General features: G+C 66.6%; 14 protein-coding genes, 3 rRNA genes and 1 pseudogene. 10 read left to right on the top strand and 8 right to left on the bottom strand.

Annotated features, from left to right (window positions below; translation table 11 throughout):
• Positions 1–29 precede the first annotated feature (29 nt).
• Positions 30–2,537, bottom strand: a complete 2,508-nt coding sequence (locus tag EV382_RS24545) for a hypothetical protein (protein ID WP_130405572.1) — start codon at positions 2,535–2,537, stop codon at positions 30–32.
• Between the two features lie 174 nt (positions 2,538–2,711).
• A complete protein-coding gene (locus EV382_RS24540) occupies positions 2,712–3,374 on the bottom strand; it encodes a type 1 periplasmic-binding domain-containing protein (RefSeq protein WP_130405570.1) in 663 nt (220 codons plus the stop codon).
• Position 3,375: 1 nt separating this feature from the next.
• Here EV382_RS24540 and EV382_RS32905 point away from each other — a divergent pair, with 1 nt between their 5' ends.
• From EV382_RS32905 to EV382_RS24525, 4 genes are all read left to right on the top strand, one after another.
• Positions 3,376–3,546 carry a hypothetical protein gene (locus EV382_RS32905; protein ID WP_165435854.1) on the top strand — a complete coding sequence of 57 codons (171 nt, stop codon included), beginning with the start codon at positions 3,376–3,378 and terminating at the stop codon, positions 3,544–3,546.
• 168 nt (positions 3,547–3,714) lie between these two features.
• Positions 3,715–4,773, top strand: a complete 1,059-nt coding sequence (locus EV382_RS24535; RefSeq protein WP_244236805.1) for a HupE/UreJ family protein — start codon at positions 3,715–3,717, stop codon at positions 4,771–4,773.
• A gap of 143 nt (positions 4,774–4,916) precedes the next feature.
• Complete coding sequence (locus EV382_RS24530) at positions 4,917–6,893, top strand: purple acid phosphatase family protein (RefSeq protein WP_130405566.1); 1,977 nt, start codon at positions 4,917–4,919, stop codon at positions 6,891–6,893.
• A gap of 90 nt (positions 6,894–6,983) precedes the next feature.
• On the top strand, positions 6,984–8,063 hold the full coding sequence (locus tag EV382_RS24525) for a COG1361 family protein (protein WP_130405564.1): 1,080 nt from the start codon (positions 6,984–6,986) through the stop codon (positions 8,061–8,063).
• A gap of 12 nt (positions 8,064–8,075) precedes the next feature.
• On the opposite strand, the gene EV382_RS24520 is transcribed toward EV382_RS24525, so the two are convergent.
• Complete coding sequence (locus EV382_RS24520; protein ID WP_244236804.1) at positions 8,076–8,771, bottom strand: YoaK family protein; 696 nt, start codon at positions 8,769–8,771, stop codon at positions 8,076–8,078.
• A gap of 204 nt (positions 8,772–8,975) precedes the next feature.
• On the opposite strand from EV382_RS24520, the gene EV382_RS24515 reads away from it, so the two are divergent.
• Positions 8,976–9,947, top strand: a complete 972-nt coding sequence (locus EV382_RS24515) for an NADP-dependent oxidoreductase (RefSeq protein ID WP_208758491.1) — start codon at positions 8,976–8,978, stop codon at positions 9,945–9,947.
• A 4-nt stretch (positions 9,948–9,951) separates the two neighbouring features.
• Here EV382_RS24515 and EV382_RS24510 read toward each other — a convergent pair whose 3' ends face one another.
• The 4 genes and pseudogenes from EV382_RS24510 to EV382_RS32900 all read right to left on the bottom strand — a co-directional run bounded on the left by EV382_RS24510 (position 9,952) and on the right by EV382_RS32900 (position 13,104).
• Entirely contained in the window at positions 9,952–10,542 is a 591-nt protein-coding gene (locus tag EV382_RS24510; RefSeq protein ID WP_130405560.1) for an HAD family hydrolase, read from the bottom strand.
• Between the two features lie 16 nt (positions 10,543–10,558).
• On the bottom strand, positions 10,559–11,770 hold the full coding sequence (locus tag EV382_RS24505) for a low temperature requirement protein A (protein WP_130405558.1): 1,212 nt from the start codon (positions 11,768–11,770) through the stop codon (positions 10,559–10,561).
• A 14-nt stretch (positions 11,771–11,784) separates the two neighbouring features.
• Positions 11,785–12,839: pseudogene (trpS, locus tag EV382_RS24500) on the bottom strand (tryptophan--tRNA ligase).
• A gap of 88 nt (positions 12,840–12,927) precedes the next feature.
• Complete coding sequence (locus tag EV382_RS32900; RefSeq protein WP_165435853.1) at positions 12,928–13,104, bottom strand: hypothetical protein; 177 nt, start codon at positions 13,102–13,104, stop codon at positions 12,928–12,930.
• A 102-nt stretch (positions 13,105–13,206) separates the two neighbouring features.
• Here EV382_RS32900 and EV382_RS24495 point away from each other — a divergent pair, with 102 nt between their 5' ends.
• From EV382_RS24495 to EV382_RS24475, 5 genes are all read left to right on the top strand, one after another.
• The gene (locus EV382_RS24495) at positions 13,207–13,461 is read left to right on the top strand and encodes an SCO4848 family membrane protein (RefSeq protein ID WP_130405556.1); all 255 of its coding nucleotides are present in this window, start codon (positions 13,207–13,209) and stop codon (positions 13,459–13,461) included.
• Between the two features lie 756 nt (positions 13,462–14,217).
• Positions 14,218–15,732 (top strand): 16S ribosomal RNA (locus EV382_RS24490).
• Positions 15,733–16,113: 381 nt separating this feature from the next.
• Positions 16,114–19,223: ribosomal RNA gene (locus EV382_RS24485) — 23S ribosomal RNA — on the top strand.
• Positions 19,224–19,312: 89 nt separating this feature from the next.
• Positions 19,313–19,429: ribosomal RNA gene (gene rrf, locus EV382_RS24480) — 5S ribosomal RNA — on the top strand.
• The 16S, 23S and 5S rRNA genes sit together here, the layout of an rRNA operon.
• Before the next feature lie 117 nt (positions 19,430–19,546).
• Positions 19,547–20,230 carry a maleylpyruvate isomerase N-terminal domain-containing protein gene (locus tag EV382_RS24475; protein WP_130405554.1) on the top strand — a complete coding sequence of 228 codons (684 nt, stop codon included), beginning with the start codon at positions 19,547–19,549 and terminating at the stop codon, positions 20,228–20,230.
• A 45-nt stretch (positions 20,231–20,275) separates the two neighbouring features.
• Here EV382_RS24475 and EV382_RS24470 read toward each other — a convergent pair whose 3' ends face one another.
• Entirely contained in the window at positions 20,276–22,096 is a 1,821-nt protein-coding gene (locus EV382_RS24470) for a VanW family protein (protein WP_130405552.1), read from the bottom strand.
• Positions 22,097–22,219: the final 123 nt, after the last annotated feature.

Raw genomic sequence — 22,219 nt, 5'->3', positions numbered from 1 at the left:
GGGGCCGGCCGGGTTCGCTGTCGGCCCGGTCAGGTCGGGGGAAGTCGCGGTGTCGACCACGGCTTGTCCGGGTCGAACTTCGGCCGGTGCGGGAGCCGAATCATCCGGTCGACCGAGACGGCGGCCGAGGTGACGGTGGTCGAGGTGTAGCGGTCCCGGCTGGCCTTGACCGAGACCGTCAGCCGCTGCCCGAGCAGCGCCACCGGGATCGTGAACGTCGAGTCGTTCGCGTTCCAGATCTCGACGCCGTTCGCCGACCACTGGTACCAGTAGTGTTCCGCGCTGGGCGTCCATTCGCCCGGGGTCGCCGTGACGGTGCCACCGGCCGCCACCGTTCCGCTGATGGTGGGTGGCTTGACCGACTGCAGTGCGGGGGGCGGGCCGATCGTGAACGCGTTGGCCAGGACCACCGGTTTGAGCGTTCCGTACGGGTGCAGGGTCAGGGTGGCCGGCCCGAGCACTGCGTGGCTGAGATCCACCTCGGCGGTAAGCGTCCTGCGGTCCGGCGAGACCGTCTTCACCCAGGCCCGGATCGGCACCGTGCGGTAGGGGCTCACCTCGACCTTGTCGTCCTGGTGCAGTTGGGTGCCGTGAATGGTGATCGTTCTCAGGTCGCCGGACGGCACGGTGCCCGGAGCGACGGATGCGACAGTGGTGACAGCGTTGGCGACCGCGAACCGGTAGTCCATGAACGTCCGGGACCAACTGTTGTCGGCTTTGATCCGCAGGACCCGCAGGCGGTGGGCGCCCTCGGCCGTCGGCGTCCAGGTCACCTGCGCGGTGCCGTCGGCGCGGGCGGGGATGGTCACGTCCGGCCCGCTGTTCATCGAATACCGGTAGCCGACCGTGTCGGGCAGGTACGAGCTGAAGGTGAACGTGCCGGTGGCGAGTCGGCCGCTGCCGTTCTCCGGGAAGTCGACGGAACTGACCTGCGGCTCGTCCGTCGTCGTCCAGACTTGGGTGCCCTCATCCGTCTGCACCGCGGCGGCGTTACGGGCGATGACGCTGACGTAGTTGTGGCCGATCACCATCGTGTGGAAGCTGAAGGTGACCTTGCCGTCGGCAGCCGGACGGAGCACCTGTTGCGTGCTGTCGTCGCCGTTGAGCGTCGCCACGTACTCAGCGATGTTCGCCATCCCGCTGTGCGCGGTGAAGGTGGACGAGGTGCCGGCCGCGGTGCTGCCGGTGCGGGTCACCGTCGGCCTCGCCCCGTCGACCGAGACGTTCAGCCAGCGGGGGGTGGACAGGGTGCCGTCCGCGCTCCGGCTCTGGATCCGCAGACCGTCGACGCGGGTCTCGGTGGCGGTCCAGACGAGGTCGGCGCTGCCGTCCGAGCGGGCCGGGACCGTGGTCGTCACCACCGGCCGCTCGTCCAGGCCCGAGTATTCCGGCCAGTACAGGTACTCCACCACCTGCGGCGCGCGCGGAGCGAGGTGGATGGTGAGCGAGGAGCCGATCGTCACCTCCCCACCCGTGTCACCGGTGAGGACCGGGGCGTTGTCCACGGTGAAGGAGTAGGCGCGCGGGGCGTGCGCGGTGCCGTCCTGGGTGACGCTGTGGACGTACAGGGTCTGCCGGCCGCCACGGGTCGGGGCGATCATCGCCGTCGCCTTCCCGTTGGCATCCGCCGGCACGGTGCCGGACGGTCCGCCCTCGTCGATCCGCCACGCGAAGGACGCCGTGCCGGCGACCGTGGCCCGGAAGTCGAACGCACCCGGTACGCCGACGTTGTAGTCCTGGTTGGGCATCGACTCCGGGTACGCGGCGGAGAAGACCTCCGGTCGGGTCTCCTTGACGTAGAACGGGTGAGTCGTCCGCTCGGACCTGTTTCCCGCGCGGTCCACGGCATAGACCGTCAGTGAGTGGGAAGTGGCAGCCTTGGGCGTGAACGTGACGACCGCCGGCCCCCCGAGCCCGACGGCGTCCACACTGGATTCCTGGTACTCGTCGGGCAGTTCAGCCGAGTAGAACTCGTACAGGTAGCTGACGGTGTCGGCGGAGGCCGAGGTCAGGGTGAACGTGCCGGGGACACCGATCGCGCCGGTGCCGCCCCAACTGCTGACGGGGTAAACGGTCGAGGTGACCGTGGGTGCCTCGCCCCCATCGCGGTCGACGGTGAAGTGGCACGTGTTGCTCCACGGCGACGCGTCCGCGCCGTCGAGGACACGCACCCGCCAGGCGTACGTGACGCCGTCGAGCTGCCGCGACTCGTCCTCGAGTTGGACGTAGACGGTGTTGCTCTCCTCGCCCATCTCGACGAGCCACTGCTGCGGTCGTGCCGGGTCGGTGACGTCCCACACCTGGAAGTCCGCCTGCCGTCCGCTCCGGGGCGTACCGCTGTGGGTGCCCTGTAGCGAGACGGCCCCGGCCATGTTGAGGCGCTGCGGGCTCAGGTACGGCCCGGGGGCGGCGCCGGCGCAGGGACTACCGGCGGTCTTGAGGTCGGTCGGTGCGCTCGCCGCCGCGCTGGCGGTGGCGGAGGTGAGCCCCACCGCCGCGCCGCAGACGAGCGTCACGGCGACGCCCAGCGACACCATCCGTCGGTGAATACGCGAAGCGGTACCCAAACCCTGCCTCCACTACCGGTCCCGATCATGATCAATCGGTAGAGGATCGCACGGCGGACCAATCGATCGCAGCTCGTCTTTCCGGCGGGAAGATCATCCGAACGGATGCGGCGACCGGGGTATCCCTGCGGCAGCCCTTCGATGTCAGAGCCAGACCACGATCCCGGTCAGGTCGTTGAGCACCGCGGCCACGCCGGCCCGGATCGCCGCCGCGCAGCGGTCCGGGGTGAACGAGTTCGGGTCGTACGTCGAGGACATGCCGAGCCCTTCACCACGGAACGACGCGCCGTCCCAGTCGACTGCGGTGACGTTGTGGGTGGGCTCGGCCAGTTCCGCGCCGACCACGAGGAACTTCTCGTCCAGGTGGTTCGGGGTGACCAACGCGAGCGCGTCGATGAGGTCGTTGCCGGCGCTGACGATGAGATCCGGGCCCATCTCCATCGCCTTGCTGATGCTGGGAACGGCGTCCTGCGCGCCGCCGACGGTGATCGTCCGGAGGTCGACGTGCTCGTCGTCCGCCCACTCCTTGACCGCCGTCACGAGGGCCTTGGTCGGGTTGTCGTCGCCGCTGGTCAGCAGGACGACCCGGTAGTCCTTCGGCGGGTGGACGCCGGCCCACGAGCCGGGCTGCGGCGTGATGGTCGCCTCCGGCGCGGGTTTCGTCGAGGGGTCGACGAAACCTGGGCCGAGCGAGCCGATGGCGCTGGGCGCCGGATGTGGCTCCGACCAATCATTGCTGGAGCTACAGGCAGTGACCAGCGCGGCGGTCGCGGCCAGCATGGCAACGGCCCGAAGCGGGGGGCGCAAGGTGATCGTCCTCCGGGTGGTGGCGGTGGGTGCGCGTACGTCTTCGTATTCCTATCTCAATTCCGGTCGCCGGCGATCGGTGGGCGGCCGTTCGGCGGTTTTGTTCTCCGGCGGTTCGCCGGTGCGCGGGTTGCTGTTCACCCACGACATGCAACGTGCACTGGCCAACTGAGGGAGTCGAATGTCAGGCCGCATCCGCCGTACCGTTATCGTCGCCGCTGTCGGTTTCGCCGCAGCGGTTGTTCCGTTTCTGGCCGCCGAACCGGCGTCCGCGCACGGCTTCTCATCGACTGTGTACGCGAAAATCGCGGCGGGAGATGAGGGTCACATTCGGACGGGGTTGGAGCTCGAATACGACCTCCTCATCGTTTCCGCCGCGGATGCCGGCCACGATGATCCGCTCTTCCAGGCCGGAACCGCCGCTTTCGAGGCGGGTGACCCCGCGGCCCAGGCCGCCGCGCTGAAGAGTCACGCGTCGACGGTCCTCAAGTACGTCTCCGACCGTTTCTCGGTGACCTCGCGGGATACGGCCTGCCAGCCGACGCAGGTGGGCGACGCGACGATCAGCGAGCGTGACGGCGTGCCGTACGCGAACCTGCAACTGGACTGGACCTGCCCCGAGCGGGTCGACGAGCACGTGGTGCGCAGCAGCCTCTTCCCCGATGACGAGGACTACGTCAAGGGCACGAAGACGATCGTCACCTACGAGATCGACGGCCGCTCAGGCAGTGCGGCACTCGACGCCGCCAACCCGTCCTTCTCCACCGCGCAGGCGTGGTACCAGCGGTTCGGCGAGTTCTTCCTCCTGGGCGCCGAGCATCTGCTGGGCGGGATCGACCACATTCTGTTCCTGCTGGCGCTCATCGCCGGGTCGCGGCGGCTCCGGGAGATCGTGCTCGCGGCCACCAGCTTCACCCTGGCGCACTCGGTGACGTTCATGCTCGCCGCGCTCGGCCTCGTCGAGGTGCCGGGGGTGATCGTGGAACCGATCATCGCGCTGTCGATCGCCGTCGTCGCTGGTTGGCACCTGTGGGGGATCTGGCGGCGCGGTGAGCACGCGACCGACCTGGAGACGGCCGGGGACGGTCATCTCAGCCTGGACCGGGCCGGCTGGATCCGCCTCGGTGTGGTGTTCTGCTTCGGGCTCGTGCACGGTCTGGGCTTCGCGGGCGCACTGGGCATCGACGAGGCGTGGTCGTGGACCCTGCTGTGGTCGCTGCTGGTGTTCAACATCGGCATCGAAGTCGTTCAGTTGACGATTATCGCGGTTGTCTTCCCGCTGCTGTTCGTGCTGCGCCGTCGCGCGCCGAAAGCCGGGCTCTGGGCGACCGGGGCCGTTTCCGCCGGCGTGTCCATTATGGGTTTGATCTGGTTCGTCCAGCGCATTTTCGGATCATGAGCAACGCTAAGTAGTTCGCGACGTGTGTCTTTCGCAAGATCACGTTCATGATCGGTTCACCGGGCGGCGAAAGCGTGTAATCGCTTCCCCGGCGTCGGGTGAAGGCACAATCCACTTCTCTATTTGAAAAGGGAACAATGTCGATGACATTGAGCAGCTCGACACGGGCCTCCGCGCTCGTGCGGCGGCGCCTGGTCGCCGGGGTCGCAGCCGGCTTCCTGGGCATGGGCGCGGCCCTCGGTAGTGGCCTGATGGCCAGCGCGAGCGCGGCCGAGTCCACCACGATCACCGGTGTGGTCCTCGGCGTCGGCGCCAACGAGACCCAGCGCATCGTCACCTGGTACTCCTCCGCCGACACCGCGCAGAAGATCCAGCTCGCCCCGACCGCCGAGATCGTCAACGGCGAGTTCCCGGCCAGCGCCATCAGCTTCGACGCTGTCGGTGGGGCGAACACCTCCACCACCGGGTTCAACCGGCACGCCACGATCAGCAACCTGCGTGAGAACACGGCGTACTCGTACCGGGTCGGCTCCGAGGGCAACTGGTCCCCGGCGTACGCCTTCAAGACGCAGGACTTCGAGGGCGACTACAACTTCCTGTTCTTCGGTGACCCGCAGATCGGATCCTCCGGCGACGTCGCGAAGGACCAGGCCGGTTGGGCCGAGACGCTGCGGGTCGCCACCGCGGCGAACCCGGACACCGAGATGCTGGTCTCCGCCGGTGACCACGTCGAGTCCGCGAACAACGAGGCTCAGTGGGACGCGTACCTCTCCCCGGAGCAGCTGCGGCAGTACCCGACGGCGGCCACCATCGGTAACCACGACGTCGGCGGCAAGTCCTGGGAGCAGCACCACTTCACCCCGAACACCGACCGTTCGGCCCAGTACTACACCGGGGACCAGGCCACCCGCTCCGGCGGCGACTACTGGTACATCTACAAGGACGTGCTGTTCATCGACCTGAACAGCAACAGCTACGTCAACCCGGCGGACGGCTCCGCCAGCGGCGGCGACGCGGCGCACGTCGCCTACGTCACCGACGTCGTCAAGAAGCACGGCTCCGAGGCCAAGTGGAAGGTGCTGGTCTACCACCACTCCATCTACTCGGCGGCCAGCCACGCGACCGACTCGGACAACAAGGAGCGGCGCAAGGACTTCACGACGGCCTTCTCCGACCTCGGCATCGACATGGTGCTGCAGGGTCACGACCACGTCTACACCCGCAGCTACTCCATCAAGAACGGCCAGAAGGAGAACGCGGCTGAGAAGCCGGGCGCTGCCGACGTGTTCCCCGGCCCGGGCGGCGTCATCTACGTGACGGCGAACTCGGCCTCGGGCTCGAAGTACTACGACATCAAGAAGCCGGACAACACCGGCACCGGCGTCACGGGCCTCGGCCCGGACCCGCTGAACCCGAACAACTACTGGTTCAACTCGGTGCAGAACCAGGAGCACGTCCGCAGCTACGTCAAGGTGCAGGTCAAGGCCGACAAGCTGGTGCTCCAGAACATCCGCAGCGGCACCTGCGCGGCGCCGAACGCGGCCGTCGAGAAGGGTCTGTCCTGCACCAACACCGCCGAGGGGCAGCCGGTTGGCTCGATCGTGGACAGCACCACGATCCACCCGTACCACGGTGACGGTCAGGCCATCCAGGTCAACGTGCCGAACCCGGCTCCGGGCGAGTTCGGCTGGACGATCGACGGCTACAACGGTCTGGTCGACCTGGGTACCGCGCAGGAGCGCAACGGCACCTACTTCCAGGCCAACGGCAAGATCAACCCGATCCTCGTGTCGGACAGCCGCCGCTCGCTCGCCCCGTGGTCGATCTCGGCCAACGTCGGCGACTTCACCGACGCCGACAAGACCTTCTCCGGCTCCTACCTCGGCTGGAACCCGTACGTGCTCGACGCCGGTGCGGGCGCCGAGGCCGGTGCCCCGGTCCTGTCGTCCTACGACGACCAGGGCAAGGGCCTCTCGGTCTCCAGCGCCCTCGCCGCGGCCGCGCAGGGTCACCCGCGTGGCGGCGCCAAGCTCGGCGCTGACCTGGACCTGAAGATCCCGGACAGCATCGCCAAGGGCAACTACCGCACCACCCTCACGATCACCGCGCTCAGCAGCTGATCGAACAGTTCCACCGGGCGGGGTAGGCACCTTCGGGTGCCTACCCCGCCACCCATTTGCCACCTTCCAAGATCACCTCAAGGAACCGACATGTACCCGTCCGTAACGCGCTGGAAGACCACGCCCGCCGCACTCCTCCGTACGACCGCACTGTCCCTGCTCGCCGTCGTCGCGGCCGTCGGTGTCGGTACCGGTCCCGCCCACGCTGCGGACGGTAACGTCGTCTGGACGGTCCGGACGGCCTCCAACAGCTACGGCGAGGCCCGGTCCAGCTACAGCTACAACGTCAACCCGGGTGGTGCCGTCGAGGACGCCATGGTCGTGGCCAACCGTGGCCCGGCGCCGCTGACCCTCGCCGTGTACGCGGCCGACGGCTTCACCACCGACGCCGGCCAGCTCGACCTGCTCCCCAAGGACAAGAAGTCGATCGCGATCGGCGCCTGGGTGAAGCCGAACGCCGGCAGCGTCGTGATCCAGCCCGGAAAGACCGCCCAGGTCCCCTTCACGGTCAGCGTTCCGGAGAACGCCACGCCCGGTGACTACGTCGGCGGCATCCTCACCACGCTGACCCAGACCGACCAGGCTGAGGGGATCAACGTCGACCGGCGGCTCGGCATCCGGATCAAGATGCGGGTCGGCGGCGAGCTGAAGCCGAACCTCGCTATCGAGAACCTGCACGTGAAATACGCCGGACCGACCAATCCGTTCAGCAAGGGCGACGCCACCATCAGCTACACGATCCACAACGTCGGCAACGCCGCCCTGTCCGGAAACCAGGCGGTGACGGTCTCCGGCCCGTTCGGCCTGCTGCGGGTACGGGCCGCGGACGTGGCCGCGCCGCCGGAGCTGCTTCCGGGCGAGAGCTGGGACGTGTCGGTGCCGCTACACGGGGTGGCTCCCACCATCTCGCTGGCCGCGACCGCGACGCTGACCCCCCTGCTCACCGACGCCTCGGGCTCCACCACCCCGCTCAAGCCGGTCGAGGTCACCGCGCACGGCTGGGCCCTGCCCTGGACACTGGCGCTGGCGCTCGTCGTGCTGATCGCCGCGCTCGTCGGGGCGTACCTCTACCGGCGTCGTAACCAGACGCAGCGCAAGGCACGCGAGGACGCCCGCGTACGCGACGCCGTCGAGCAGGCGCTTCGTGGCCCGGAGCCGCAGACCTCCTGATCGCCGCCCCGGTCACCTCGGCTGGCTTCGGCCGGCGGCGGTTCTCGCCCGCTGGGTCAGACTGATCGCGAACGCGATCACGACGACCACCAGCACCGCCGCCGGCACGGATGCCCAGCTTGGGGCCGTACGCAGCAGCACCGTGCCGAGCACGGCGCCCACCACCAGCCCCGCCAGCCGGCCGACGCCACCCACGTCGGCGAACCGGTGCGGGTCGACGACGCGCCGCCGGACCAGCTCGGTCAGCGAGCCGGTCAGGTAGGTGGTCGACGCACCCCGTATGCCGGTAGCCACGGTGATCACGCTCTGGATGCCGCTCGACACGGCGGCCATCGCCAGCAGCACGAGCCCGAAGCCGTAACCCGGACGCGCCGAGCAGGCCAACCAGCCCACCGTGAAGCCGAGCAGCAGCGCCGCCTCGGCGGACGTCACCACCGCGGTACGGCGGTTCCACCCCGGCGGGGTGTGGCGCAACGGCACCGTGGCGGCGGCCACGCCCACCGCGTACCCGCCCACCGCCACCACCGCCCCCGCGAGCGAGCGGGCGTTGGCCGTGGCGAGCGCGTGGCCGAAGTGCACCAGGTTGCCGGTGATCACACTGGCGAAGTAGCCGTTGAGCCTGGTCAGGCAGATTACGTCGATGAAGCCGGAGGCCGCGGCGAGGGCAACCAGGAGCCAGGCCGTGGCCCGCGTCGACGGCGCGTGCACGATGCCCCTTCCGTCGATCCTGCGGCCAGCGCACCCATCCCGGCGCGGTACGCGGACATTCCCGTGCCCGCCCCGGCTACGCCCGGCGGGGGCCGCCGAGCGGCGGCGTTCGTCCTTGTGGGTGAACGACGTTCAGCTCCGGGCCACGGCTGCCGCCCAGCCGGCATGCTGCGACGGTGACGCCGGCGCGGAGAGGGAATCCACATGGTTGACGGGGATGTGCCAGAGCGGATGCAGGCCGCGGCCTTTGACGGGTTCGGTGGTCCGGAGGTGATCACTCTGCGGAAGCTGCCGATCCCGGAGGTCGCCGACGACGAGGTGTTGATCAAAGTGTGGAGCGCAGGCGTCGGGGTGTGGGACGCGTACGAGCGCGAGGGTGTGCTGGTGCCGGAGGGCTCGACGCTCCCGATCGTGCCCGGCTCCGACGGTGCCGGAACCGTCATCGCAACCGGCGGCAAGGTGACCAACCTGGCGGTGGGCGACCTGGTCTACGTCTCCGCCACCACCCGGCCGAAGGGCGGCCTCTACGCCGAGTACGCGTCGGTCAAGGCGGAGTACGCGGCGAAGGTGCCCGACGGCGTGCCCCCCGAGCACGCCGGTGCCATGCCCACCGATGCGCTGACCGCGCTGGCCGGGCTCGACGCGCTCAGCCTGTCGGCCGGCGCCTGGCTGCTGATCTTCGGTGCGAGCGGCGGTCAGGGCCACCTGGCCGTGCAGTTGGCGAAGCGGCAGGGGCTGAACGTGATCGCCGTGGCGTCCGGGGCGGACGGCGTCGCGCTGGTGACCCGGCTCGGAGCCGACGTGTCCCTCGACGGCCACGGCGACCTGACCGAGGTGTTGGCCCGGATCCGGGACGCGGCGCCGGGCGGGGTGGACGCCATCCTGGCGATGGCCGGCGGCGGAACGCTGGACCAGCTCACCGAGGTGCTGGTCGACGGCGGTGTGGTCGCGTTCGCCCACGGGGTGCGGCCGGAGCCGCAGGAGCGGCCGGGCGTCACGGTCCGCGCGTACGACGGCGAATCGAGCCCCCGACAGCTACAGCGCCTCAACGAACTCATCGAGGCGGGGCCGTTCGTGGTGCACGTCGCGCAGACGTTCCCACTGGGCAAGGTGCGGGAGGCGCACCAGCGCCTACAGACGTCCTACGCCGGCAAGCTCCTGCTGACCGTGGCCTGACACCTCAGGGCGTGCGCTGCTGCGGCACCCGTACCGATGCCATGCCGGCCGCCGTCGCCGCCTGAATGCCCAGGTCGGTGTCCTCGAAGACCAGGCAGGACTCCGCGGGTACGCCGAGCTGCTCCGCCGCGAGCAGGAACGCCTCCGGGTCGGGCTTGGCCCGGGTGTAGTCGTCGGCGCAGACCAGCACGTCGAACCGGTCCAGCAGGCCCAGCGCGCTCAGGGAGGCGGTGACCGACGCGCGGGTGCTGCCGGAGACGACGGCGAACGGGACCCGCCGGTGCGCGTCGTGGATGTGCGCCAGAACCTCGGGCACGGCCGCGAGCTGCGGCAACAACTCCTGGTAGTAGCTCTCCCGCCGCTCGACGACGGTCGCCACCGGCATGGACAGACCCTGCTGCTCGTTGAGCGCGACGATGATGTCGGCGGTGGGCCGTCCACCCCAGGCGTAGAAGAGGTCCTCGGGGAACTCGCAGCCCCACTCCTGAAGGGCCCGCTGCCAGGCCAGGTAGTGCAGCGGCATCGAGTCGACGATGGTGCCGTCGCAGTCGAACAGGTACGCGGCGAACGGCCCGGGAGGCAGCGGCAGACTCACCCGGGAAGGCTACCGCTCACCGGCGGCCCGACTGCGCCGACGTCCGTCGTTCGTCGCGGTGGTCCGTCCGTCGTTCGAACCAGGTCACCCCGATCAGGAAGGCGGTCAGCAGGGTGAGCGCCGCCAGCGGCGGCAGGGACCGGCCGATCGGCAGCAGGGGCAGCGGCAGCAGCGCGGCGACGACCTGCGCCCGGTACACCACGCGAATGGTCAGCCGCCGGAACACCAGCCTGCTGAGCAGATAGAGGGCGGTGCCGCCGTAGAGCGCCGTCGCGGCCTCCCAGCCCAGCCGGCCGGAGTGCGCCGACTCCTCGGTGAGCTGGGCGATCACCTCCTCGATGCCGAGCGCGACGTAGATGGCGCCGATGATCAGCGTGGCGTGCCCGAGGCCGTACGCGTCGCCCGCCACGTTGGCCTGTCGGTCAGCCGGCAGGTTGCCGACGGCCTCCCGGGCGGCGGGCGCCAGCCGATCGAAGTACAGCCACCACAGGCACACCGTGCTGGTGAGACCGAGCAGCGCGGCCAGCAGGGCGGAGCCGACCGGCGCCATCGTCCTCGGGCCCGCGCCGGCCGAGATCAGGGACTCCCCGAGCGCGATGATGAGCACCAGACCGAACCGTTCGGTGAAGTGGTCCACGCTGCGCAGTCGCCACGGCCGGAAGGTGGACGCGATCCGGGCACCGCCGATGTCCAGCAGCAGCGCGACCGTCCAGAGCACGGTCTGGGCCGTATCACCGAGGAGGGCGCCGATGATCAGCGGAACCCAGCCCAACACCACGGGCACGGCGAAGAACCGCAGCGTCGAGCGCAGCGCCGGGTTCGTCGCGCTCGCCCAGAACAGAATCACCAGCTGCACGGCCCGGCCGACCACGTAGGCCAGCGCGAGAGTCAGCGGCGCGTCGAACAGCTCCGGGCTCTGCCGCCACGCGTCCGGCAACACCAGCGCGGCCACGAAGACCGCCGCCATCGCGACCAGGGTGGCGGCGCGGACCGGACCGACGTCCGGCCGGACCAGGTTTCCCACCCAGATGTACGGCGCCCAGGAGTAGAGCAGCAGCAGCAGGAGGAGCAGCCCCTGGGCCAGGGTGAGCGCGCCCGACGAGCCCGCCATGAACGTGATGACCCGGGTGAGGGCGAAGACGAAGACCAGGTCGAAGAAGATCTCGAACATGGTGGTCCGGTGCGTCACCTCCGCCGGCACCGGTTGGAAGCCGAGAATCCCCCTCATTCTCGCATTCTGCTCTATATCGGTCGACGGTTCGTGCGGCTCCGCTCAGCCCGGCGCCGCACCTGCTGGTACGCGCCGGTCAGCCCCATCGCCCGGCGTACCTCGAGCACGGTCTGGCGTACCTCCTGGCGGGTCCGTTCCGTGCCCTCGACGATCAGCCGGTCGACCAGACCCGGTCGGCTTCGATCTCGGCCCGACGCTGCCGGATCGGCGCCAGGAACCCCTCCAACGCGACGACCAGCCGCTCCTTGACCTCCACGTCGCCCACCCGACCCGCCCGGTAACGCTGGGCCAGGTCGGCGACCTCGTCGCGGTCCGGATTGAAAATCTCGTGGTACGCGAAGACCGGGTTGCCCTCCACCGTGCCCGGCACGTCGGCCCGCACCCGGTTCGGGTCGGTGTACATGCCGAGCACCTTGCGACGCACCGTCGCCGCGTCGTCGGAGAGCGCGATCGAGTTGCCCCGGCTCTTGCTCATCTTGGCGGCGCCGTCGGTGCCCACCAGGCTCGGCGTGTCCGCTGGGATCAACTCGGGCACCGGGAAGACGGGTCCGTACAGGTAATTGAAACGACGGGCGATCTCCCTGGTCACCTCGACGTGTGCGGCGTTGTCCCGGCCGACCGGGACCACCTCCCCCTTGACGCAGAGGATGTCCGCGGCCTGGAGGACCGGATAACCCAGCAGCCCGTACGGCATCTCCTCCTTGCCCGCGTCGCGGGCCATGTCCTTGAGTGAGGGCACCCGTTCCAGCCGGGGGACGGTCACCAGGTTCTGCAGGAGGGTGTTGAGGTCACCGACCTCGGGAATGGCCGACTGGAGGTAGAAGGTGGCCCGATCCGGGTCGACTCCGGCGGCGAGAATGTCGGTCACCATCTCGCGGGCGTTACTGGAGACCTGGTCGATGTCCTCCCGGCGGTTGCGAGTGGTGAGCATGTGCAGGTCGGCGATGATGAAGAAGCTCTCGTAGCTCCGGTGCAGCCGTACCCGATTGGCGATGCTGCCGACGTAGTGGCCGAGATGCAGGCGGCCGGTGGGCCGGTCGCCGGTGAGCATGCGTGCGACGGACATGGTGGTGCCTCTCGTATCCGAAGGTGGGTGACGCGTGGGCGCGCGCCGAGCAGGGCTGGCTCAGCCCTGTCGGTTCAGCGGGATCGACTCAGCGAGCCGTCCGCCATCGCGCGCCGGCGCGGAACCGCAGGCCACCGGCACGGAGGACGTTCAGAAGTTGCTCCCGGCCATCGCCGGAGCTGGGAGGGGTCACGGGCACGGCACCGAGGAAGAAGCCGTCGACCAGGTCGACCGCCTCGGCTGCGCAGCTGCCCGTCCGGACCACGGCCTCAGATTACCCGCGGGAGGCCGCGGGGTGGGGAGAGGTAGCAGCGGTGCGTTCGCAGCGCCGGCCTGGTGAGCAGGGGCGCTGGCATACTCGGCTGCCATGGTGCTGTCGCGAGGGTGGAGCCTCTTCCTGGTCGGAGTCGGCGTCTGGACCTGGGTGATCTGGCCCAGGTTCGCGGTGGCGATCTGGCAGGACCCGCGGTCCTGGCAGTCCGGCACAGTGGCCGACGGCGCGGCTACCAGCTTTCTGTGGGTACACGCGCTCCTGATCGCCGCGTCGCTGGCGATCGGCACCACCGCCGGCGCGCTCGGCGTCCGGGCCTGGCTCGCCGCCCGACGGCGCAAGACGTCCTGATCGTCGGCGCTGGCCCGGAGGATCGGGGCCTTTCCGGGGTACGACGACCCGCGCCCTGCGGGCAGCGCCGTGTCCACCGTCGCGCCCGCAAGCCGCTGACCTGGGGAAACTCCTCGGGCGGGCGAGTGTGACGCGCGCCGCTACCCGTGGATTTGACGATCAAACCCGCAGACGCGTAACTTTCTCTCTGCCAGCGCGGAACGGGGCAAACGGGACGAAGGTCCTAGAGCACCGGAACGGGATGGCAACCGGGTCAAGTAGGGGTTCACTCCTACGAGACACGGTCCGGGCGGGGCTTGCCGGATCGGCCGCGAGGCGGATTTGGTGCGGCGAAGCCGACCGGGTAAGGTTCACGACCGGCAGGGCACCGGGCGAGACTGCGGGAAACCGCAGCGGCCGGCTTGCCGAATCCGACGACCTGACGCAGCGGTTCGCTGCTGCGTGAGTGCGCCGGCGCTGACCCGTACGAAGCATGACAGACCGGGACACACGGTTTGACACAGCGCAGACGGTAAGGTAACGTAGTAAAAGTGCCCGGCGCGAGAGCGACGGGGGCGCGGAACGAAAAGCCCCGGGATGGGTGCCGCTGTGTGTGGTGCTTTGATCGGTGTGTGGTTGTTCTTTGAGAACTCAACAGGGTGCTTGTAAAGCCAGTGCCAATTATGATTTATACCCCGGACTGGTCAGGCTTCGGTTTGGCTGGTTGGGATTCCTTTGGCAACAATTTGTTTGTTGTCAGGATTGTTTTCCAATTTTTTGTTGGAGAGTTTGATCCTGGCTCAGGACGAACGCTGGCGGCGTGCTTAACACATGCAAGTCGAGCGGAAAGGCCCTTCGGGGTACTCGAGCGGCGAACGGGTGAGTAACACGTGAGCAACCTGCCCCAAGCTTTGGGATAACCCTCGGAAACGGGGGCTAATACCGAATATTACTGCTGGTCGCATGGCTGGTGGTGGAAAGTTTTTCGGCTTGGGATGGGCTCGCGGCCTATCAGCTTGTTGGTGGGGTGATGGCCTACCAAGGCGACGACGGGTAGCCGGCCTGAGAGGGCGACCGGCCACACTGGGACTGAGACACGGCCCAGACTCCTACGGGAGGCAGCAGTGGGGAATATTGCACAATGGGCGGAAGCCTGATGCAGCGACGCCGCGTGAGGGATGACGGCCTTCGGGTTGTAAACCTCTTTCAGCAGGGACGAAGCGAGAGTGACGGTACCTGCAGAAGAAGCACCGGCCAACTACGTGCCAGCAGCCGCGGTAAGACGTAGGGTGCGAGCGTTGTCCGGATTTATTGGGCGTAAAGAGCTCGTAGGCGGCTTGTCGCGTCGACCGTGAAAACTTGGGGCTCAACCCCAAGCCTGCGGTCGATACGGGCAGGCTAGAGTTCGGTAGGGGAGACTGGAATTCCTGGTGTAGCGGTGAAATGCGCAGATATCAGGAGGAACACCGGTGGCGAAGGCGGGTCTCTGGGCCGATACTGACGCTGAGGAGCGAAAGCGTGGGGAGCGAACAGGATTAGATACCCTGGTAGTCCACGCTGTAAACGTTGGGCGCTAGGTGTGGGGGGCCTCTCCGGTTCCCTGTGCCGCAGCTAACGCATTAAGCGCCCCGCCTGGGGAGTACGGCCGCAAGGCTAAAACTCAAAGGAATTGACGGGGGCCCGCACAAGCGGCGGAGCATGCGGATTAATTCGATGCAACGCGAAGAACCTTACCTGGGTTTGACATGGCCGCAAAACCTCCAGAGATGGGGGGTCCTTCGGGGGCGGTCACAGGTGGTGCATGGCTGTCGTCAGCTCGTGTCGTGAGATGTTGGGTTAAGTCCCGCAACGAGCGCAACCCTCGTTCGATGTTGCCAGCGCGTTATGGCGGGGACTCATCGAAGACTGCCGGGGTCAACTCGGAGGAAGGTGGGGATGACGTCAAGTCATCATGCCCCTTATGTCCAGGGCTTCACGCATGCTACAATGGCCGGTACAATGGGCTGCGATACCGTGAGGTGGAGCGAATCCCAAAAAGCCGGTCTCAGTTCGGATCGGGGTCTGCAACTCGACCCCGTGAAGTCGGAGTCGCTAGTAATCGCAGATCAGCAACGCTGCGGTGAATACGTTCCCGGGCCTTGTACACACCGCCCGTCACGTCACGAAAGTCGGCAACACCCGAAGCCGGTGGCCCAACCCTTGTGGAGGGAGCCGTCGAAGGTGGGGCTGGCGATTGGGACGAAGTCGTAACAAGGTAGCCGTACCGGAAGGTGCGGCTGGATCACCTCCTTTCTAAGGAGCACCTTCCGACGAAAGTCGGTAAGGAGCCCGCGCTGCCCGAATGTGGTGGTGGGGTGCTCAGATGGCGGAGACACTGGCAAGTTTTTCCTCGGCAACGGCCGGGTTCCTTCTAGTACAGCTGCTCTTCGGGGTGGTGGGAACGAAGCCCTGGTGCGGCTGAGGGGGGATGTAAGCACCCTGTTGGGTCCTGAAAGAACAACCAGTGGTTGTTGTTTCAGAGACTTGGCCAGCCTCCTGTGTGGGGGCTGGGAGTCTGCCAGGCATGGCCTGGCCTCGCATACCGCCAACTGTTTGTTGGGTTTGGTGTGGGGCTGTTGGGGTTGTGGGTTGGTCGTTTGTTGAGAATTGCACAGTGGACGCGAGCATCTTTGTGGTCAAGTTGTCAAGGGCGAACGGTGGATGCCTTGGCACCAGGAGCCGATGAAGGACGTGGGAGGCCGCGATAGGCCTGGGGGAGCTGTCAACCAAGCTGTGATCCCAGGGTGTCCGAATGGGGAAACCTGGCACCAGTCATGTGGTGTCACCCACACCTGAACACATAGGGTGTGTGGAGGGAACGCGGGGAAGTGAAACATCTCAGTACCCGTAGGAAGAGAAAACAATTTAGTGATTCCGTGAGTAGTGGCGAGCGAAAGCGGATTGAGGCTAAACCGGCTGCGTGTGATACCTGTCAGGGGTTGCGTGGTCGGGGTTGTGGGACCCTGCTGAGTGTACTGACATGCACTCGAGAAGTTACAAAGTCAGTGGCTAGTCGAACAGTCTGGAATGGCTGACCGTAGACGGTGAGAGTCCGGTAGGTGAAAGTTGCTGACCTTCTGTGGGTGTTCCCGAGTAGCGGCGGACCCCTGAAATCTGCCGTGAATCTGCCAGGACCACCTGGTAAGCCTAAATACTTCCTGGTGACCGATAGCGGACGAGTACCGTGAGGGAATGGTGAAAAGTACCCCGGGAGGGGAGTGAAATAGTACCTGAAACCGTTCGCCTACAATCCGTCGGAGCCTTGCGGGGTGACGGCGTGCCTTTTGAAGAATGAGCCTGCGAGTTAGTGGCATGTGGCGAGGTTAACCCGTGTGGGGGAGCCGTAGCGAAAGCGAGTCTGAATAGGGCGATTCAGTCGCGTGTCCTAGACCCGAAGCGGAGTGATCTAGCCATGGGCAGGCTGAAGCGCGGGTAAGACCGCGTGGAGGGCCGAACCCACCAATGTTGAAAAATTGGGGGATGACCTGTGGTTAGGGGTGAAAGGCCAATCAAACTCCGTGATAGCTGGTTCTCCCCGAAATGCATTTAGGTGCAGCGTCGCGTGTTTCTTGCCGGAGGTAGAGCACTGGATGGTCTAGGGGGCCCACAAGCTTACCGAAATCAGCCAAACTCCGAATGCCGGTAAGTGAGAGCGCGGCAGTGAGACTGCGGGGGATAAGCTTCGTAGTCGAGAGGGAAACAGCCCAGATCACCAGCTAAGGCCCCTAAGCGTGTGCTAAGTGGAAAAGGATGTGGGGTCGCATAGACAACCAGGAGGTTGGCTTAGAAGCAGCCACCCTTTAAAGAGTGCGTAATAGCTCACTGGTCAAGTGGTTCCGCGCCGACAATGTAGCGGGGCTCAAGCACACCGCCGAAGCTGTGGCATTCACATTTTATCCTCGCTTGGACGTGATTCCTTGTGCAGGTGTGTGGATGGGTAGGGGAGCGTCGTGCCGCGAGTGAAGCAGCGGGGTGACCCAGTTGTGGACGCGGCACGAGTGAGAATGCAGGCATGAGTAGCGAAAGAAGGGTGAGAAACCCTTCCGCCGGATGACCAAGGGTTCCAGGGCCAGGCTAATCCGCCCTGGGTGAGTCGGGACCTAAGGCGAGGCCGAGAGGCGTAGTCGATGGACAACGGGTTGATATTCCCGTACCCGCGAAAGAGCGTCCCTGATGAACCTCGTTGTGCTAACCACCCAAACCATCCAAGACCTTCGGGTTGAGGGTGGGGAGCGTGGGAACCTGGCGGGTAGTAGTCAAGCGATGGGGTGACGCAGGAAGGTAGCTGAGCCCGGCCGGTGGTTGTGCCGGGGTAAGCGTGTAGGCCGTGGTGTAGGCAAATCCGCACCACATGAAGGCTGAGACGTGATGCCGAGCCGATTCAGGTGAAGTCAGTGATCCTATGCTGCCGAGAAAAGCCTCTAGCGAGTTCTTAGCGGCCCGTACCCCAAACCGACACAGGTGGTCAGGTAGAGAATACCGAGGCGATCGGGCGAACTGTGGTTAAGGAACTCGGCAAATTGCCCCCGTAACTTAGGGAGAAGGGGGGCCGGAGACGTGAAGCCCCGCGCGGGTGGAGCGTTGTATGGCCGCAGAGAGCAGGGGGAAGCGACTGTTTACTAAAAACACAGGTCCATGCGAAGAAGTAATTCGATGTATATGGACTGACGCCTGCCCGGTGCTGGAACGTTAAGGGGACCTGTTAGCTCTTCGGGGCGAAGCGGAGAACTTAAGCGCCAGTAAACGGCGGTGGTAACTATAACCATCCTAAGGTAGCGAAATTCCTTGTCGGGTAAGTTCCGACCTGCACGAATGGCGTAACGACTTCCCCACTGTCTCAACCACAGGCCCGGCGAAATTGCAGTACGAGTAAAGATGCTCGTTACGCGCGGCAGGACGGAAAGACCCCGGGACCTTTACTATAGCTTGACATTGGTACTCGAATTAGCTTGTGTAGGATAGGTGGGAGCCGGTGAAGTCCATACGCCAGTATGGGTGGAGGCAATCTTGAAATACCACTCTGGTTGATTTGGGTATCTAACTTCGGACCGTTATCCGGTTCAGGGACAGTGTCTGGTGGGTAGTTTAACTGGGGCGGTTGCCTCCTAAAAGGTAACGGAGGCGCCCAAAGGTTCCCTCAGCCTGGTTGGCAATCAGGTGTTGAGTGCAAGTACACAAGGGAGCTTGACTGTGAGACTGACAGGTCGAGCAGGGACGAAAGTCGGGACTAGTGATCCGGCACTTGCGAGTGGAAGCGGTGTCGCTCAACGGATAAAAGGTACCCCGGGGATAACAGGCTGATCTTCCCCAAGAGTCCATATCGACGGGATGGTTTGGCACCTCGATGTCGGCTCGTCGCATCCTGGGGCTGTAGCAGGTCCCAAGGGTTGGGCTGTTCGCCCATTAAAGCGGTACGCGAGCTGGGTTTAGAACGTCGTGAGACAGTTCGGTCCCTATCCGCCGTGCGCGTAGGATACTTGAGAAGGGCTGTCCCTAGTACGAGAGGACCGGGACGGACGAACCTCTGGTGTGCCAGTTGTCCTGCCAAGGGCACGGCTGGTTAGCTACGTTCGGAAGGGATAACCGCTGAAAGCATCTAAGCGGGAAGCCTGCTTCAAGATGAGGTATCCCACCCACTTTGGTGGGGTAAGGCCCCCAGCTAGACGACTGGGTTGATAGGCCGGAAATGTAAGCCCGGTAACGGGTTCAGTTGACCGGTACTAATAGGCCGAGGACTTGACTACTAAGCTGCTACGCGTCCACTGTGCAACTCTGAACGAGCGAACACCCACGTGATGTGTGCCCGAGGGGTTGTTTGATATGTTCATAGAGTTACGGCGGTCATGGCGGAGGGGAAACGCCCGGTTACATTCCGAACCCGGAAGCTAAGCCCTCCAGCGCCGATGGTACTGCACTCGTGAGGGTGTGGGAGAGTAGGACGCCGCCGGACAATCTTCCAGGAAAGGCCACCCCATTTGGGGTGGCCTTTCCTGCGTTCCCCGGCGGCCCGGGTTGATCGACCTGTCTTCTGGTGTGCTGACTGGAAGCCGTTGGTAGCTTGATCAACATGAGTCATGGCCAGGTGCTGGAAGCCTTTCGTCTCGAAGCCGGGGCGCTGTCCCGGGCGGTTGCCGGCCTGTCGGAGGCGGACTGGGATCTTCCAACGCGCTGCGAACCATGGTCCGTGCGAGAACTGTTGGGCCATGTACGCGTGGTGATCGCCTGGTTGCCGGGCATGCTGGATGCTCCGCCACCGGACAAGGCCGAGGTGTCCGCAGTCGAGTACTACCGGCCCGACGACCGTTTCGCCCCGCAGACCAACACGGCCCGTATCGCCTTGGCCCAGGACCACGCGGCCGGGCAGTCCAGTGGTGCCGCGCTCGCCGGCGACTTCGCCGCGACCTGGCAGCGGGTGGATCGGCTGTGCTGTGCCGAGTCCGAGGACCGCGTCGTGCGTACTCGTCACGGGGATGCGATGCTCCTGTCGCAATTCCTGCTCACCCGGGTGGTCGAGGTCGCCGTCCACGGTTTGGACCTGGCCGAAGCGCTGGGGCGTGAGCCGTGGCTGACCCCGCAGGCCGCAGATGCGGTGCTGGAGCTGCTGCTCGGCCCGGACAAGATGACGGCGACGCTGGAACTCGGCTGGGACCAGCTCACTTTCCTGCGCAAGGTCACCGGGCGCGAGCCGCTCGATGCGGCGGAGACCGCGCAGGTCGAACAGCTTGGCATTCGGTGGCTCACGCTTGGCTGACACCGCGAAAACGTATGGCGGAGGCGATGGGGCCAGACGGCGAGATCAGGGCGTCTTCGGCCCGCAGACGTAGCGGGGCTCGGCGTCGTAGCGCCAGGTGAACTTCTCCCGCTTGACGACCACGCCACCCTTCTTGATGACGCGGAAGGCGTCCTGGGTGAAGCCGTTGATGCCGTTGGTCTCGATGCACGACGGGCCGGCAGCGAGCTGGATCTTCTTCGGCGTCGTGATGTTGCGGCGCGGCCCGTACTCCGTCTTCACGCTGTCGTAGATCTTGGTGCTCCAGATCGACACGGTGATCGTGCTGGAGGTGTACGACGTGTCGATGAGAACGCCGTACTCGGTGTTGTTGCGGAACTTGAAGTCCAGGTTCGGCCAGAAGATGGTCGACTCGATGACCGCCGGGTACCTGTCGAACCAGTACGAGTGCGGTTTGTGCTCGACGTCCTCCAGGCCGGCGTAGTAGGTCGCGTTGAACAGCGTGGTGGTGAACTGCGAGGTGCCGCCGCCGACACCGGGCACGAGCTTGCCGTCGAGGATCACGGGTGCGTCCCGGTAGCCCTGGGCGTAGCCGCGTTCGCCCGTGTGCCCGTTGAGCGAGAACGTCTTCCCGGGCAGCACCACCGTGCCGTCCACCTTCCGTGCGATGGTCGCGATGTTCTGGCTGCGCGACGAGGCCATGCCGCCGGTGAACCGGGTGGTGAAGGTGGACACCCGCTCCTTGATGCCCAGGCCGGCGAGCTTCTCCCCGGTCAGCTGCGGCGGCGCCGGCTTCAGCTCACCGGTCACCTCGCGGCCGTCCGACTTCGGGAGCACGGCCAGCAGGTCCCGACTGAGTGCCGCCGTGTCCAGCTGCTGCCCGGACCGTCCCTCGGTGACCGTGGGTCGGCCACCGGAGATCGTCATCGTGGCGTCCTTCGGCGGCACCTCGATGGCGGTCAGGCCGTCGCCGAGCGCGGTCCGCAGCCGCTTGACGTCCACCGCGGGGGTCAGCTTGCCGGTCTTGTCGGCGTTGAACCGCAGACTCTTCGCGATCGCGGCGGGCGGGATCTTCACCGAGCCCTTGCTGGTGCGCAAGGTCACCGGCGCGGCGACCGCGGGCTTCGCCAGCTCGCTGACCAGCCGGTCCAACTCTTCCGGGGTGGTTGCCGGGTGGGTCTCCACCAGGGGCACGGTGACCGGCGCGCCGGCCAACCAACCGGCCCGGACCACCTCGGCGGAGCGCTGCGGATTCAAGGCCAACCCGGGTTTGGGTTGGACGACCTTCGGCGTGGTGCCCTGATAGGTGATCGCCGGCATCGTCATGCCCTGGGCCTGGTCGCCGAGCACCTTACGGAGCGCCTCGTCCAACCGGCCCTCGTCGAGGGTCACCACCGGCTGGACGGTGCGGGAGCCGACCAGCCGGCTGACCGGGTGCGCGTCGGCCTCAGCGGCTGCCGCGACGGTCGCCGGCACGTCGACGGCGAGCCCCACGTCGGCGGGGTTGATCTCGGCGGTACGCCCGTCGACGGTGACCTTCAGCGGCGTGGCGAGCGTCGCCGCCCGCCGGGCCAGCTCCGCCCGCAACTCCCGATCGGCGTCCGCGCGGCTCCGGCCGCCCAACTCGGTGCCGAGCACGCTGGTGCCACGGGGAACGTCACCGGCGTACGCCCAGGCGCCGGCACCCGCCACGGCGGCGAGGACGCCACCGGTGATGCCGGCGGCGAGCAGCACCCGCACCCGACGTGGGCGGCGCGATCCGTTGTCCGGCTCGCCGGGAGCGGCTGTCGTGACCGGCGTGGACCCATCATCCGGCCAGGTGACCGCGGTGACCTGCACGGTGGGCCGGTCGTCGGCGGGTGGACTCTTTTCGCCGTACAGCGTCACTGCAACCTCGATCGCCAGGGTGCCGCAGGAGGTCCTCCCTCCCGGAGGCACCTACGGTAACGAATGCCCGGCCGTCGCCGTGGGCTGAGCCCACCAGGCACTGCTACCGCGTGTCGTTCGGCG

It is taken from the genome of Micromonospora violae (assembly GCF_004217135.1).
Taxonomy (GTDB): Bacteria; Actinomycetota; Actinomycetes; order Mycobacteriales; family Micromonosporaceae; genus Micromonospora; species Micromonospora violae.
Note: the sequence above shows the minus strand (reverse complement) of the source record. Positions and strands in the feature narration are given on the sequence as shown.